The sequence below is a fragment of the Phytoamicus setariae genome (genome assembly GCF_016722925.1).
GTDB classification, from domain to species: Bacteria; Pseudomonadota; Alphaproteobacteria; order Rhizobiales; family Rhizobiaceae; genus Rhizobium_E; species Rhizobium_E setariae.
This window is the reverse complement of record NZ_JAEQNC010000002.1, coordinates 434,101-450,241: the sequence shown is the minus strand read 5'-3', so window position 1 is coordinate 450,241 and position 16,141 is coordinate 434,101. Positions and strand designations below refer to the sequence as shown.

The 16,141-nt window shown below is 58.2% G+C and carries 13 protein-coding genes and 1 tRNA gene; 3 read left to right on the top strand and 11 right to left on the bottom strand.

Annotated features, from left to right (window positions below; translation table 11 throughout):
- Positions 1-4: 4 nt before the first annotated feature.
- Positions 5-592, bottom strand: coding sequence for a (R)-1-hydroxy-2-trimethylaminoethylphosphonate oxygenase (gene tmpB / locus JJB09_RS04835; RefSeq protein ID WP_201653901.1), 588 nt, complete (start codon positions 590-592; stop codon positions 5-7).
- Positions 589-1,746 carry a 2-trimethylaminoethylphosphonate dioxygenase gene (gene tmpA / locus JJB09_RS04830; RefSeq protein WP_201653898.1) on the bottom strand — a complete coding sequence of 386 codons (1,158 nt, stop codon included), beginning with the start codon at positions 1,744-1,746 and terminating at the stop codon, positions 589-591. Before tmpA ends, tmpB begins: the two co-directional genes overlap by 4 nt.
- Before the next feature lie 93 nt (positions 1,747-1,839).
- On the opposite strand from tmpA, the gene JJB09_RS04825 reads away from it, so the two are divergent.
- Positions 1,840-2,727: a LysR substrate-binding domain-containing protein gene (locus JJB09_RS04825; RefSeq protein WP_201653895.1), complete on the top strand. Its 888-nt coding sequence runs from the start codon at positions 1,840-1,842 to the stop codon at positions 2,725-2,727.
- Positions 2,728-2,736: 9 nt separating this feature from the next.
- Here JJB09_RS04825 and JJB09_RS04820 read toward each other — a convergent pair whose 3' ends face one another.
- A complete protein-coding gene (locus JJB09_RS04820; RefSeq protein ID WP_201653892.1) occupies positions 2,737-7,380 on the bottom strand; it encodes a beta strand repeat-containing protein in 4,644 nt (1,547 codons plus the stop codon).
- 254 nt (positions 7,381-7,634) lie between these two features.
- Between JJB09_RS04820 and JJB09_RS04815 the strand changes: the two genes are divergently transcribed.
- A tRNA-Pro gene (locus tag JJB09_RS04815) sits at positions 7,635-7,711 on the top strand.
- 219 nt (positions 7,712-7,930) lie between these two features.
- Here the strand turns inward: JJB09_RS04815 and JJB09_RS04810 are convergent.
- The 7 genes from JJB09_RS04810 to JJB09_RS04780 form a co-directional block, all read right to left on the bottom strand.
- Positions 7,931-8,248 (bottom strand): BA14K family protein, encoded by a 318-nt coding sequence (locus JJB09_RS04810; protein ID WP_201653889.1) that lies wholly within the window; start codon positions 8,246-8,248, stop codon positions 7,931-7,933.
- 542 nt (positions 8,249-8,790) lie between these two features.
- Positions 8,791-9,330, bottom strand: a complete 540-nt coding sequence (locus tag JJB09_RS04805; protein ID WP_201653887.1) for a MerR family transcriptional regulator — start codon at positions 9,328-9,330, stop codon at positions 8,791-8,793.
- Positions 9,331-9,452: 122 nt separating this feature from the next.
- Entirely contained in the window at positions 9,453-9,776 is a 324-nt protein-coding gene (locus JJB09_RS04800; protein WP_201653884.1) for an integration host factor subunit alpha, read from the bottom strand.
- 113 nt (positions 9,777-9,889) lie between these two features.
- A complete protein-coding gene (locus JJB09_RS04795) occupies positions 9,890-10,861 on the bottom strand; it encodes a beta-ketoacyl-ACP synthase III (RefSeq protein WP_201653881.1) in 972 nt (323 codons plus the stop codon).
- Positions 10,862-10,863: 2 nt separating this feature from the next.
- Entirely contained in the window at positions 10,864-11,925 is a 1,062-nt protein-coding gene (plsX, locus tag JJB09_RS04790; protein ID WP_201653878.1) for a phosphate acyltransferase PlsX, read from the bottom strand.
- 91 nt (positions 11,926-12,016) lie between these two features.
- Positions 12,017-12,577: a YceD family protein gene (locus tag JJB09_RS04785; RefSeq protein ID WP_201653875.1), complete on the bottom strand. Its 561-nt coding sequence runs from the start codon at positions 12,575-12,577 to the stop codon at positions 12,017-12,019.
- Positions 12,574-13,125, bottom strand: a complete 552-nt coding sequence (locus tag JJB09_RS04780) for a ubiquinol-cytochrome C chaperone family protein (RefSeq protein WP_201654203.1) — start codon at positions 13,123-13,125, stop codon at positions 12,574-12,576. The genes JJB09_RS04785 and JJB09_RS04780 overlap by 4 nt, the downstream gene beginning before the upstream one ends.
- 265 nt (positions 13,126-13,390) lie before the next feature.
- On the opposite strand from JJB09_RS04780, the gene JJB09_RS04775 reads away from it, so the two are divergent.
- On the top strand, positions 13,391-13,834 hold the full coding sequence (locus JJB09_RS04775; protein ID WP_246748590.1) for an outer membrane protein assembly factor BamE: 444 nt from the start codon (positions 13,391-13,393) through the stop codon (positions 13,832-13,834).
- A gap of 72 nt (positions 13,835-13,906) precedes the next feature.
- On the opposite strand, the gene JJB09_RS04770 is transcribed toward JJB09_RS04775, so the two are convergent.
- Entirely contained in the window at positions 13,907-16,039 is a 2,133-nt protein-coding gene (locus JJB09_RS04770; RefSeq protein ID WP_201653869.1) for a sodium-translocating pyrophosphatase, read from the bottom strand.
- Positions 16,040-16,141: the final 102 nt, after the last annotated feature.

Below are 16,141 nucleotides of genomic sequence, written 5' to 3'. Positions count from 1 at the left end.
GAGGTCAGGCTGCGGCAATCAGATGCCGGTCGACAACCCGCTGCAACAGCGGCATGTACTCCCTGAACCCGCGCGTCTGCATGCCCGCGACCTTGCCGGCCTCGTCCCAAAGCCGCACCCGCACCGCTTCGCGGAAATGCGGGCTCTTCTCGAACTCGGCCACCTCGTCAGCATTCATGGGTCCGCCCTGCAATTGCAGGCTATGGGTCGATGCGACCGACAGCTTGGAGAAATAGGAAGGATCGGTGGCACAGAGGTAGCGCTTGGCGGCCACATGAAGGCGCACGCATTCGGTGACGACTGACGGAAAGAACGGCTCGAGCACCTCCGCACCGGCGTCATCATGATGCTTGTCATGTGTGTCGTCGGGCGAATAGGCGCCGAACTCGCTTGTAAAGTGACCGACATCGTGCAGCAGTGCCGCGGCAACGAGTTCGTCGCTGGCCTTGTCAGCCTCGGCAAACCATGCGCCCTGGAGCATGTGTTCGGCCATGGTCACCGGCTCACCGAGATACTCTTCGGCTCCGCGGCGTTCAAAGATGTCGGCCAGGAAGCCTACGATCGTGGTACGGTCAAGAACTGGCGCGTTCATTCTGCGGCCTCCCGAAGCGTGGTTTCCTCAAGCGCCGCCAGGGTGGACAACAGCCCGTCCTTGTCGGCGTAGCAGCCCTGGAGCCAACGGTTGCCGCTGCCGGAAAACGACTTTCGCGCGTGCATCACACGGGTGTTGTCGACGATGAACAGCTCACCGGGCGAAAGCTTGAAGGTCACCTCCATCTTAGGATCTTCGAGGATCTCCGCAAAGCGGCGATAGGCGGCGTAATAATCCGCCATGTCGTCGAAGGGCACATCAACGATGGGGGCCGCCGAGCGATTGTTGAAACGGATTGCGATCAATTCGCCATCCGGGCCCAGCTCGATGAACGGCCGCTTAGAGCGCAGCCGGACGCCGGACGAGCCTGCATATTCGAACCGCGCTGGACAGTTCGCCAGCAGCGCAAAGCCTCGCGGATTTTCCTGCCGAAGCCGCTCGGCGACCATGAAGCCATCGACGACCATGGATTCGCCGCCGTCAACGGTGTTCTCAAGACAGGAAAGCAGCTGCAGCGTCGGCACCGGATCGCGATAGGGATTGTCGGTATGCGCCTGCAGGCCGAGATTTGTATAGGCAAGATTCGTCGGGTTGACCTCGGCACGGACCTCGAACCAGCGGCCGTAATTGGTTTCGCGGACGTAGCCGAAAAGTTCAGCGACATCGCAGAGGCTGCCGGATGTCGTCGGAACGTCAGTCAGAACTGCGAAACCGTAGCGGCGGACGGAGGCGAGCCAGTCGCGCAGGGCAGCCGGCTGCTGCCTGACGGCGTTGTAGGAACCCACCGGCACCGCATTCTGCAGTCCGTCGTCCCATCGGGTGATTTCCGGCGGCAGCCAGCCTTCGCCCGCTTCGAGGTCGCGATCATAGATGCGCGCCCGGAGCCATTCGGCGGGGAAGGTCGTCTCATGCCCATCCGGCGCGAAGGTGACGTGAATACTCCCATCCTGGCCGACGCTCGCGGCACGGATCGTCGTCTCCGGCGAAATGTCGAGAATGGTGATCAGGCGTTGGCCGTTTCCGGCGCTGCGCGTCTTGGGATCGAGGGCGTTGTCCCTCAGCCAGATTGCGTGGAATCGCGCGGTCTGCCCGTCCGCCCAAGTTATTTTCGCCGCCTTGCCGGCGTCCAGGATATCTACGTGACCTCTACTCATCGGACTTTCCCCACTGTTGGTATTCAGCCAGCTTGCGCAGAGGATCGTCATTATGCAAATTATCAATTTTGCAGCATTGGCCCGATTTTTGTTATGACAGAGAAACGCCCCTCCCCCTCCGTGCTTTGGCTACGTTCCTTTGAGGCGGCAGCACGAACGCTCAACTTCACCGCCGCGGGCAACGAGATCGGGCTTACGCAGGCGGCGATCAGCCAGCATATCAAGCTGCTGGAAGCAGAGCTCGGCGTGCCATTATTCCGACGGTTGCAGCGTGGCGTCGAATTGACCGCCGAGGGCGGCGCCTACCTGCCGCATGTGCAGGCGGCGTTCCGTTCGCTCGACCGGAGCACCAACGACCTGTTCGGGACGCGATCGCTGGAAACCCTGACGCTTCTCGGTCCGGTTTCTTTCATGACGCTCTGGCTGGCTCCACGTCTGGCGGATTTTCGCGCCACTTTCCCACATGTGCGGCTGGAGATGGCGACGATGCATCTACCCGCAGATTACCTGGCCGGCGACTATCATTTCGATATTCGCTTCGGGATGGGCGATTTCATCGGCCGCACCAGCCATCGGCTGACCACCGAGACATTTCTGCCTGCCGCGTCACCGTCACTCGTGTCAACGCTGGAGGATGCGGGGAGCTGGCCGAGCCTGCCTTTGTTGTCCGTCTCCGGGGCTCGTGAATTGTGGCCGAGCTGGTTTTCGGCTGCGGGGCTACCGCCGCCGGCCCAACCACGTTTGCGCTTCGATAGTTTCATTACAGCGCTCGAGGCCGCATGCCATGGCGCCGGCGCGCTGCTTGCATCGCGCCCGCTTGTCGATGCCCATCTGGCTGATGGCAGGCTCGTAGCACTGTCGGATTTCGAAATGGCCGCCGATGCCGCCCACTTCATCACCTTTGCCGCCGGGCGCGCGTTAAAGCCGCTCGACAGCATGTTTCTCGACTGGATGATTGCCCAGAGCCAGCCGAGATCATGAGTGTACCGATCAGACCCAGCGGAAATTATCCACCGTGAAATCGTCCCAGCTATGGTTCTTCAGCACGATGATCATGTCCGCCGTATCGTCGCCGTTGACATCCACATAGAGCTTGTCAGTGTTGTTGACAAAGTATGCCTCGGAATTGCTATCGCCGGCCGTGAAGGTCGTATTTGCCCCGAGATACCTGAATGTGCCGCTCAGCAGCCCTTCGAAGATCAGGAAATCCGTGCCGACGGTGAAGTCGTTGATGACATCGCTCGAGGTTGTCGTCGATTGCGCCACCGCAGAGAAGATGAATGTATCTGCGCCGGTGCCACCGGTGACATTGTCCTGACCGTTGGCGAACCTGATCTTGTCATCGCCCGCGCCGAGATCGACATCGGTGGTCGCATTGCCCGTCAAGAGGATGTCGTTGATGCCCGTCCCGCAAGTGATATGCTCGACATTGGAAATGGTCGCCGTGCCGCTGGATGCGAAAACAAGGTAATCGTTGCCACCGCCGAGATCGATCAAGCCGCCGCTATAACTTGCAGTGAGCGTGATGAGGTCATCTTCGGATGCGCTGGTGATATTTTCGACCGAAGTGAGCGTCGCCGTCGCGCTGCTGGAGAACGTCAGTGTATCGTTGCCGTCGCCCAGTGAAATGATGCCACCGGTCATATAGTTTTCGACAGTAATCTTGTCGCTGAACCGGCTGCCACCGATCGATTCCGCATCGTTTATCGTCAGCGTATTGCCCGAGTCGAAGAACAGAGACACCCTGTCATCGCCCACACCCAGATTAAGTACGACACCTTGAGCTGCCGTGGAGAAGTAGATCTTGTCGTCACCGCCGCCGCCAGTCACGGTCTCCACTCCGGCCAGCGTTACGTTGTTGCCTGATGACGCCAGCTCCAATGTATCGATGCCACCGCCCAGGCTTACAAACCCAGCATAGGTGGACGCGCTTATGGAAATCACGTCCGAGCTGCCGGCGCCGATGATCGTTTCGATACTTGCGATCGTCACGGTGTTGTCGCCACTGCCGGAAAGCGTCAATCTGTCGATGCCGTCGCCGAGATTGATATAACCGCCGGTAATCGCTGCCCCAAAGGTTATGATGTCGGCTTGCGCGCCACCGGAAATCGATTCCACGCCGGCAAATGTAGCCGTGACGGCGATGTTCGACCAGGTCACCACATCGTTGCCCAGACCAAGGTCAATCATCGAGATCGCGCCAGCTGATGTGATCGTCAGCTTGTCGGCATCTGTCGAACCGATGATGGATTCGACGTTCGCCACCGAGATCGTCGCGCCATCCGCAAAGCCCAGATAATCAAGGCCGTCGCCCAGGTTGATGTTGCCTGCTGTCCAGCCACCGTCCAGGATAATCCTGTCTCCGAGCGAGCCACCCACAACCGTCTCGGCATCAATAATCGTTGCCGTGTTGGCGAAGCTGGCGAATGAAACCTGATCGTTGCCTGCGGCCAGGTTGATCTCGCCGCCGGTGAAGGCCTGCGAGAATGTCACAAAGTCGGAGCCCGAGCCGCCGGTGATCGACTCGATACCGATTACGGTCAGAGTCGCACCCGCCGCATCGATCTGCAACCTGTCAGAGCCCGCGCCAAGATCGATGGTGCCGCCAGTGTAGCTCTCGCCGAGAACAACGAGGTCGTCTCCCGCGCCGCCGAGCACCGATTCCACCTTGACGATCGTCACAGTGCTACCGCCGGAGAAGAGTGTCAGCGTGTCGCTTCCCTCGCCGAGGTTTATTTCGGCAGCGACCGCCGAGCGCAGTGTGATCTTGTCTGAACCTGCACCGCCGGTGATCGATTCGGCACCATATACGCTGAGCGTGGCGCCGATTTCGCCAAGCATCAGATGATCCGAACCGCCGCCAAGATCGTAGTTGCCGGTGGTCACGGCCGCACCGAGCACGACAGTATCGTTGCCCGATGAGCCAGCGATCGACTCGATATTGATGACGGTAACCGTCGTGTTGGAAGCGCTGAATGACAGTACGTCTTCACCACGTCCAAGATCGACGCTGATGCCGGTCACTTCACCGGAAAGTGTAATGATGTCTCTTGCACTGCCGCCGGTGATCGTTTCGACATCGGCTACAGTCGCGGTATTGTCGGAATTCCAGAATGTGACGGTATCGATGCCATCGGCCAGCGAAATGGTGCCGCCGGTAACCTGGCTCGAGAAGACCACGACATCCGAGCCCACGGCTCCGATCACCGTCTCCACGGACGCCAGGGTGACAGTGCCGCCGCCGACATCAAACGTGACCTTGTCGCCGCCCGCTCCAAGATCAATCTTCATGCCCGTCACAGCAGACCCGATCACGATCGAGTCAGCCTGCGAGGAACCGTTGATGGTTTCGACGCCCTTGACGGTGATATCATGCGTAGCAGCGCTCGTCGGCGCACCGAGCACCAACACATCGTTTCCCTCTCCGAGGTCGATTTCGCCAATGAAGGCATCCACGAGCGTAATATGCTGGGTGTTGAGGTCACCTACGATCGTTTCGACATTGGCTACGCTCAAAGTCACATTCGAACCGAGAACAAGCGTATCCGAACCAGCGCCGAGATCGAGATATCCCGAGGTCTGGGAGCCGGCAATCGCAATGAAATCCGCGTAGGCGCTGCCCGTCACCGTCTCGATTGCCGTGATGGAGATCGAGACGCCATCGGTCGCGTTGGAAAGATCGAGCTTGTCGAGCCCCGTCCCGAGATCGACAAAACCCTCGGTCATCGTTCCGTCGATGTACACGACATCGCTCGAACGCCCGCCGACGATCGTCTCAACACCCTCGATGGTGACAGTGTTTGTAAATGCTCCCAGCCTGACGGTATCTTTTCCATCGCCAAGCCTGACGGCACCACCGGTCACCTGCGAACCGAAGGTAATGATGCTTGCGGCATCGGTTCCCTTCGAAGTGATGTTCTCGATGTTGAAGACAGTGAGCGTGCCGCCGCCGCTGGACAGGTCGAGCGTATCGTTGCCGCCGCCGAGATTGATGGAAAGGCCGGTCGCCGGCCCCTTTACATAGATCGTGTCATCGCCACCCTGCCCTGTCACAGTCTCGATTCCTGAGATCGAAGCCGTATTGCCGGATGAAGATAGAACCAACGTATCGACGCCATTGCCCAACTGGACAGTCAGCTCTCCACCAGTGGGCTGCGCTCCGAGATAGATGTAGTCCGTGTTAGCGCCGCCGACGATTGTTTCTGCGCCTATAATGGTCAGCGAATTCAGGCCCGTGCCCAAGGTCAGCATATCGTCGCCCGCACCGAGATCGACGGTTGCCTTGGTGAGCCCACCGGAGACAAAAATGACATCGTTGTTCGAGCCGCCAGTCAGAGTCTCCACCCCGGCGATGGTGATTGTATTTTCAAAATTGCCGAGCGTCAGGCTGTCAATGCCCACGCCAAGGTCGATGCGGCCACCGGTCAACTGATCCAGTATCGTGACCACATCCGCGCTCGAATTGCCGGTGACCGTTTCGACACCCGCAAGGCTGACTGTATTGAGGAACTTACCGAGGAACAGCTTGTCTGAACCCTCACCAAGATCAATTGTCATTCCGGCTGCCTGGGTCCCAAGCGTGATGACATCATTGCCGGATTCCGTACCCTGGATTGTTTCGACATTGCGGACCGTCAGGGTGCCTCCGGTTTCGAAAAGCACCAGCGTGTCCTCTCCCGCACCGAGGTCAACACTAATCGAGGCCGCTGCATTTCCGAGAATCACGGTATCGCGACCGGTGCCACCAACAACAGTCTCGACATTGACGAGAGATACCGTATTGGCGAAATCCCCCAACACGAGCTTGTCCCTGCCGCCGCCAAGATCAATCTCGACGTCCCGGGCCGCACTACCCATCGTGACGACATCAGCTTGAGTGCCGCCTACAAGCGTTTCCACCGACACCACTGTGACGTTGTTGGCGAAGTTGCCAAGCTTGAGACTGTCGGCGCCCTCGCCAAGCCGAATCATCGTTTTCGACGCAACCGTCGACAAGGTGATCGCGTCATCCTCGCCGCTGCCCGTGATCGTTTCGACATTGGCGACCGTCACTGTGGCCGCGGCGTCGAAAATGAGCTGATCCTTCCCCGCCCCCAGGTCGATCTTGCCGCCATCCACGGCACTGCCGATAACAACGGTGTCATTTCCGCCCACACCGAGGATCGTCTCGACATTGGAGATCGTCAGGTTGTTGGCGAAAGCCCCAAGCGTGACCCTGTCGATACCGTCCCCCAGATCGATTTCGACATCGGCCGCCTTGCCGCTGAAAACCACATACTCGCCGCCCTCACCACCGACGATCGTCTCGGTGGAAGAAACCGTTATCGTGCCGCCTTGATCGGAGAAAACCAGCTTGTCGCCATCAGCGCCAAGATCGATCTTGCCGGAAGTGATCTTGGCACCCAGCGTGATGATATCGGTGCCGTTGGAACCCTGGATCGATTCTACGTTGGACAAGGTGACCGTGTTGCCGTTGCCGTTGAGCTTGACGCGATCGATGCCACCGAGCAGATCAAGCTCGCCACCGCGCACCGAACTCGAAACGGTAATGAAATCGATACCCTTTGTACCGACAACATCGTCCAGATCGGACACGGTTTTGGTTGAATTCACTCGCACCACGGCCATCGTCATGATCCCTTCATATCGCCGGCACCGCGCCGGCCCTCCAAGCGCGATACATCCGGTGACGTCGCGCCTATTCGGCTCGCAAGGGTGATAGGTTGCGTAGCTTAAGTGAGGCTTGCCCGCCTAAATCGAGCACGGCGACAAATACAATCAACTGCGATGCGAGGAAGCGTCCTGATCGACAAACCTATGGTCAACCCAAATTTCCGCTTGCATCGGGATGCCGGAAAGTCTAATCGGAGCGGGCCTTCGGGCAGGGTCGGAGTGTAGCGCAGCCTGGTAGCGCACTTGACTGGGGGTCAAGGGGTCGTGGGTTCGAATCCCGCCACTCCGACCATTTAAATCTTTAGCCTCGGCGACGCAGCGTCTATCCCCCAGATAGTCAGTCGCCTCCAAGCCCAAACACACCGACACCTTCTTGCTGATTCCAAAAGCTCTCGCCTGCGTTTTTCGTTTGGTGTTGAACCTACTTTTGGCAGCCGTTTGCGGCACTTGCTCGAAGGCAAAAGAAAACCCGCCAGCGAGGGCGGGTCGTTCTTCGATGGTAGTGTTGGCGTTAACGCCAGCAGCGATAGCGGTTATACCTGGGGCCGCACCAGCGCCACGCCCGGGCAGGCTTGATGACAACTACTGGAGCGAAAACAACCGAGGGATACCAGTAGCCGTCGACATGACGGCGATAGCCGCGACGGGCATAGCGGTAACCACGATGGCCGCGATAATAGCCGTATTTTACGACAACCTTGGCCACCTGCTGCACATCGGTGCTGCGGCTAATTGTCGGTGCTGGCAGCGGCATTGCCTGAGTGGGTATCGCCGACGACACCCCCATCAAGGCACAAAGTGCCGCAGCGCAAATCGAAATTCTATTCATTGGCTTCACCTACGTGTTGACCCCTGTCTACCCCGACAGGCCTAGGTGAAAAAAGTTCCAGGAGCAAGACTTTGCCGCCAACATCCAGGAATACTTAATCAGTATTTACTCATATAAAGAGACAGAGTTGCGCAAAAGACTCACCCCCGAGCATTATGCCCGGCGGGAAATTTCCCAACGATTATCCGGGGTTCAATAATAAATAGGAGAGATTGGACCGTCGTCGTCCTTACCGGGTCCGGTCTCGGTTGCCTTTGCGACCAGACGTCGCCAAAGGGAGCGTTTGCGGCCTACATTTCCGCCATCGCGCTTCTCATAGCTTCGATGAATCGATGGCCTACCGGGCGAATCATTCCGATCAATGTGAGTTGAACGGACTGTGACGAATGCGGACTTGCACATGACGGCTTCCTCACTTCGATACCCGAACGGATCGCGAAGCTTTTGGTTCCCAGAATGTTCAACAATAGCGTTGTCGTTCGACCGCAGGCTAAACCCGTTCGGTGCACGATTCCGTCAGCATGGTGCCGGCTTGGCTCGCTTTAGCGAACCTGATCCAGCAGCCGCTTGCATTCGAGCAGGTCAAACAAGGCTTCCTGCAGCAGCGCACGGTCTTCCTTGCCGATTTGCTGTCCACCTGCACCCAGTTCATGGCCATCCTCGCCGTTGCCGATCAGGCCGAAAAACCGACGACTGGACGGTGCCTTCGGGCGACCGACAATCTGGTCATCCTCGGGGATGATCATTTTGGGAACGGGTGCTTCTTCCTCCTCCTCGCTCTGGGCGGCAAGTGCCTCCATGGTCGCGAGATCGCCGGAAGCTGCAGCGGCAACAAACTTGTTGCCATTGTTCTTGAGGAGTTTCTGCACGCCCTTGATCGTATAGCCGTGATCATAGAGCAGGTGCCGGATGCCCTTGAGCAACTCGACATCGTCGGGCCGGTAGTATCGGCGACCCCCGCCCCGCTTGAGGGGCTTGATCTGCGGGAAACGCGTTTCCCAGAATCGAAGCACGTGCTGCGGAAGATCTAGATCGTCGGCAACCTCGCTGATGGTGCGAAATGCATCCGGACTCTTTTCCATGAACCGTAATACTCCGGAGATGACCACATACCTGCGGCCCCGGCGGGAGCCGCGTGAATCGCTATCGATGGCCAGATCTTAGATCAGCCGTCGTGCTCCGGCAATCGCCCGCCGGACTCCGGTCAGCTCTTTGCCTTCGCCTTGCGGCTGAGGTGGCTCTTCAGTATCCGGCTCTTCAACACATTGGACGCCTTGAAGGTCATTACCCGACGTGGAGAAATCGGCACTTCTTCGCCGGTCTTCGGATTGCGACCGATCCGCTCGTTCTTCGAACGGACCTGAAACGTGGCGAAAGAAGAAAGCTTTACGCTCTCGCCCCGAACGATGGCGTTGCAGATTTCGTCAATGACGGTTTCGACCAATTGGGCGGATTCTGTTCTGGAAAGTCCTACCTTGCGAAAAACGGATTCAGCCAGATCCGCCCTCGTAACAGTTTTGCCGCTCATGATCCCCCGCTTTTTATGTCTCTGATCTTAAGTGGATAGTTGGGGAGACTATTGTTGTTGCACGCTGTGGTCAAGCGCCGTGCAATGGACCCTGCATACCTTTTTTGTGTGTATTACCAGCGCAGTAGCACGGATCCCCAGGTAAAGCCCCCGCCCATCGCCTCAAGTAGAACGAGATCGCCTTTCTTGATACGTCCATCGGCAGCTGCCGTCGCCAAAGCGAGTGGAATCGAGGCGGCCGAAGTATTACCATGCTGGTCTACTGTCACGACGACCTTTTCCATAGGTATATGCAGCTTTTTTGCCGATCCTTCTATGATCCGGATGTTCGCTTGGTGGGGCACCAGCCAGTCTATATCCTCGATCGAGATCTTTGCAGCATCGAATGCTGCGACGATGACATCGGTGATCATGCCAACCGCATGCTTGAAGACTTCGCGGCCTTCCATTTTGAGATGACCGACAGTGCCAGTACTGGACGGTCCGCCATCCACGTACAGCTTGTCCTTGTGGGCGCCATCGGAACGCAGATGTGCCGTCAGGATTCCGCGGTCGGAGGTTGCTCCTTCTCCCTCGGCCGCTTCCAGCACCACCGCGCCCGCGCCGTCGCCGAACAACACGCACGTTGTCCTGTCGTTCCAGTCTAGGATGCGCGAGAAGGTCTCGGCGCCGATGACGAGCGCGCGCTTGGCCATACCTCCGCGGATATAGAGATCCGCCGTGGCCATGGCATAGACGAAGCCGGTGCATACCGCCTGGATATCGAACGCCGCGCCATGATGAATTCCGAGACGCCGCTGGATATCGACAGACGTGGCCGGAAAGGTATTGTCTGGGGTCGATGTCGCAAGGATGATGAGATCGATGTCTGCGGGTGTCAATTGCGCATTATCGAGCGCGGCGCGTGCTGCTGCCTCGCCGAGCGAAGCGGTCGTCTCGCCCTCACCCGCGATGTAGCGCTGACGAATGCCTGTGCGCTGCACAATCCATTCATCCGTGGTGTCCACCAGCGATTCCATCTCGCGATTGGTGACTACCCGCTTTGGCAGCGATGCGCCAAAACCGCGTACGATCGATCGGATCATGCTTATATTTCCTGTGCCGTTTCCTCCTGCGCACCCGAAGGCGGAACGCGCAGAGTATGGTATTTTTTCAGGTCGGCTTCAATTTTCTCGAACAGACCGTTGCGGACCATCTCATAGCCGACCTTGATGGCTGCCGCATAGCCCTCGCCGTCCGTTCCGCCATGACTTTTTATGACAATACCATTCAAACCGAGAAAGACCCCACCATTAACCTTGCGGGGATCCATCTTTTCGCGCACGCGGTCGAAAGCGCTTTTCGCCAGGAGATAGCCGAGCTTGGCGACCCAGGTGCGGGAAATGGACGCACGAAGGAAGTCGGCGATCTGCCGCGCGGTTCCCTCGGCTGCCTTGAGCGCGATGTTGCCGGTGAAACCTTCGGTCACGACGACGTCGACAGTACCCTTGCCGATATCGTCGCCTTCGACGAAACCAAAATATTCGATCGTGTCGATATTGGCCTCGCGCAGCAGACGCCCGGCTTCCTTGACCTCTTCCTGGCCCTTGATCTCCTCGACGCCGACATTCAGCAGGCCAACGGTCGGACGGCGCACCTCGAACAGTGCCCGCGCCATGGCGCCACCCATCAATGCATAGTCCAGCAGTTGCTGGGAATCGGCCCCGATCGTCGCGCCGACGTCGAGCACGATGCTTTCGCCGCGCAAGGTAGGCCAGATACCGGCAATGGCGGGACGTTCGACATTGGCCATCGTCCGCAGACAGAATTTCGACATCGCCATCAAAGCACCGGTGTTGCCGGCGGAAACCGCAACATCAGCTTCCTTCAGCTTTACGGCTTCGATGGACTTCCACATCGATGAGGCATAGCGGCCGCGGCGAAGCGCCTGGCTGGGCTTTTCATCCATCCGGATGGCAACTTCGCAATGATGAAAAGTCGTTTTTGCCTTCAGCTTCGGATACTTTTCGAGGATCGGAAGGCACTGATCTTCAAGCCCAAATATAATGAACTGGATGTCGGGCTGCCTTTCAAGAGCCCTTGCGGCCCCATCAAGGGTAACTTCCGGCCCGAAGTCACCGCCCATTGCATCAATCGCTATTCTGATCACGCTTTCCCGTTCCTCGCTAAATTGTCGCCCCAACGGGACAAAAATAGGCTTTATAACGTCACTTACAACAAATTTATGGCGAAGGCTCCGCCTACTTTTCGACTTTCAGGTTCTTGAGAACCGCAAATGGCGATGGTTTCTTGTCAGTCTCGGCCGTGCTTTCAACATGACCGGAGAATTCTGCTCCGCTTTTGCGCGGATAGGGATCGATGCCCATGGCCGCATATTCCGCCACAAACGCACCCACATCGATCGCGTCCCCCTCGAACTGCTCGGGCAGGTCCGGGCCATCCGGATCGACAATCATTTCGCCATGGTCGTTGGCAGCGATGCGCGCAAGCGCCGAGCCTTCTGGAACGAAGATCTGGTCGATTTCCTCGTCGATCTCGGATTGCACCGGCTCGAGAGTAACAATACAAGTCTGCGTCAGGCGGCCTCTGATCTCGCCAAATACCTTGACACCATCCTTTTTCCAGCGGCGGATCTTCAGATCTGCCGAAAGCGCTTCAACGCTGACCACATTCCAAAGCTTGGCCAACGCCACGCGCTCGCGCTCGTCTGCCTCCACATGGACTTCCAGGGGATTGTGGGACACGTGACCGACCTTGACCATATAGGTAAATGCCGGCTTGTCCTGCGGCGCGCGACTCATCGGCCGTCTCCTTCATTCATCGTCATCAACGTTGCTTCTCCGCGATCCAAGATGTCGTCGGACAAAAGCTTCAGCTGGCGTTCTGCGTCCATCATATAGTGCGCGAGCACGTTCATGGATAGCGCCGGATCGTTGTTTTCCGGGTGGATATTGCGTTTGAGTGCTATCACCAATGCGTCCACATCTCCGGAATCAAGGCATTTTCCGTAAGAGTCCACCCGTCCGTAGAACATCGAGGCGAACTTTTTCATTCGCTTTGGGACGCCCTGATCGCCGATGCCGAGTTCGCGAAACGAGTGATCGAGGTCTTCGAAAAAGGCATCGACCACCTCCTGCGCTATTTCCTTGGCAAGAGCTCCTGCCCCCGCGGTGCGGCGAAAATAGAGAATGAGCATGATGCTCAACATCTCGAAACGACCAATGACGGTATCCGGCACATCGGCAACGCTATAGAAACCCTTCTGGCGCGCCGCAGCTGTCAAAACAGCGTACTGACGCTCGATTGTCTCAGTGCTGACCTTATTTTTCCGGAAGAAGCGAAATATCATCAAATTGCCCTGATTTGCCTTAGTGAAATTGGAGCCAAGGCCAAGCGCCGTGTTGCATCCTGCTGCAAGCTGGTTTACCCAAGCACGCATGAAAAGCAATGGCATTGGCACAATTGGGATGCGAACCGGTCCCTCGCCAATCTGGTCAGTATGAAATATCGGCGGGTGATGATCGATCTGGTCATAAACTTGGGAGATGTCGTTGAGAATTGAGTTTCAGCAACCACGTGCCAAACGCGCGCACGGCGTTTTCCTGGCTGTATTGATGGGCACCGCAGTCATTTCGGGATGCTCGACCAGTGAAGTGATTCACAATGGCTATGTCATCGACAAGCAGACGCTGGCTCTGGCGCCCGTCGGCTCCAGCCGCGAGCAGGTCCTCATGTCGCTGGGTTCACCGTCCGCGACGGCAACCTTCGATACAGAGGTGTTCTATTACATTTCGCAGACACGCAAGCGTGCAGTGGCTTTCATGAAGCCAACGCTTGTCGAGCAGAACATCCTTGCCGTCTATTTCAACAAAGACGGCGAAGTCGATCGCCTGGCAAACTACGCCCTTCAGGACGGACGCGTTGTCGACATGATCTCGCGCACGACACCGACCGGCGGCACCGAACTGAGCTTCATCATGCGACTGCTCAAGGGCGGCGTCAATCCGGCTGCGGCGGCACAGCAGTTGCTCGGGTCCAACCAGAACCGCAGATACTAATCGCGCAATGTACCAATGGAAAAAGGCGGGGCCATGGGCCCCGCCTTTATTATATCCGGCATCGCCGAACGATCAGGACAGAACGGCCAGCAGCAGCAGGGCCACAATGTTGGTGATCTTGATCGCCGGGTTGACCGCCGGGCCTGCTGTATCCTTGTAGGGATCGCCGACCGTGTCGCCAGTGACCGATGCCTTGTGAGCGTCCGACCCCTTCAAATGGCGGACACCGTCCTTGTCAACAAAACCGTCCTCGAACGATTTCTTGGCATTGTCCCAAGCGCCGCCGCCCGATGTCATCGAGATCGCGACGAACAATCCGTTGACGATCACGCCGAGCAGCGATGCGCCGAGTGCCGCAAAGGCCGATGCCTTGGAACCCGAGATGAGCAGCACGCCGAAATAGACGACGAGCGGCGCGAGCACCGGCAGAAGCGACGGAATAATCATCTCGCGGATGGCTGCCTTGGTCAGGATATCCACGGCGCGACCGTAATCTGGCCGTTCCGTGCCAGCCATAATGCCCGGCTTTTCGCGAAACTGCTTGCGCACTTCCTCGACGATGGAGCCGGCGGCACGGCCAACGGCAGTCATGGCAATCCCGCCGAACAGGTAGGGAATAAGCCCCCCAAAGATCAGCCCCGCCACCACATAGGGGTTGGAAAGATCGAAGGAGATCGTGCCGACATCCGCGAAGTATGGATACTGCGCGCTGTTGGTGACGAAATGCTGCAAGTCGTTGGAGTAGGCAGCAAACAGAACCAGCGCACCCAGACCAGCCGAACCGATGGCATACCCCTTGGTGACGGCCTTCGTGGTATTCCCGACCGCGTCGAGCGCATCGGTAACCTTGCGGACTTCCGGTGGCAGATGCGACATTTCGGCGATACCGCCGGCATTGTCAGTTACAGGTCCGAAAGCATCGAGAGCCACGATCATGCCCGCCAGGCCGAGCATGGCGGTCACAGCAATCGCCGTTCCGAAGAGACCTGCGAGCTGATAGGTTGCAATGATGCCGCCAACGATGACGATTGCCGGCAACGCCGTGGATTCGAGCGAGACCGCAAGTCCCTGGATGACGTTGGTGCCGTGACCGGTAACCGATGCCTGGGCAATCGAATTGACCGGCCGCTTGTTGGTGCCGGTATAGTATTCGGTGATCACCACAATCAACGCGGTCACCAGCAGGCCAACGAGTGCGCAGATGAACAGGTGTGCCCCGGTGATGCTGGCGCCTTCCTTGCCAATCGGGCCCCAGCCTACCGTTACCGACGTCGCCGCAGCGATTGCGCCGATGGAGAGCACGCCGGTGACGATCAGTCCCCGATAAAGCGCACCCATGATGTTGTTGGATGGGCCGAGCTTGACGAAGAAAGTGCCGATGATCGAGGTGATTATCGAGCCGCCGCAGATTGCCAGCGGATAGAGCATGGCGCTGTCTAGCACCGGCGTGCCCGCAAAGAAAATCGAGGCAAGCACCATGGTTGCCACCACGGTCACCGCATAGGTCTCGAAAAGATCCGCGGCCATGCCGGCGCAATCGCCAACGTTATCGCCGACATTGTCTGCAATCGTTGCCGGGTTGCGCGGGTCGTCCTCGGGAATTCCGGCTTCGACCTTGCCGACGAGATCGCCGCCGACGTCAGCGCCCTTGGTGAAGATACCACCGCCGAGACGGGCGAAAATCGAAATGAGCGAGGCGCCGAAACCGAGGGAAACGAGCGAGTCGATGACTTCGCGGCCGCCGCGCTCCATGCCCATGACATCAGTTAGGAACCAGAAATAGACCGAGACGCCGAGCAGCGCCAGGCCGGCCACCAGCATGCCGGTGATTGCGCCGGACTTGAAGGCGATGTCCAGACCGGCCGCGAGGCTCCTGGATGCCGCCTGGGCCGTACGCACATTCGCGCGTACCGAAACATGCATGCCGATGAATCCGGCAACTCCGGAAAGCACTGCACCGATGAGAAAACCGAAGGCCGCCGAAGCGGATAGCAGAACAAAGGCAAGGATGAAAACAACGACGCCGACGATACCGATCGTGGTATACTGGCGCGCCAGATAAGCTTGCGCCCCTTCACGGATATAGGAAGCAATTTCCTGCATGCGGGCATTGCCCTGGTCGGCAGCAAGTACCGACTGAGTCGCCCAGATCGCATAGGCAATGGACAACAGTCCACACACTATGACGCCAAACATTATGCTCATTCCCAAATTCCTCCAATTTGACAGCGGATGAGCCACCCGCCGGTTTCGCACGAAATATCTGACGACTCCCCTTGTCAGATGCCCCGGATTCCTCGAACCACG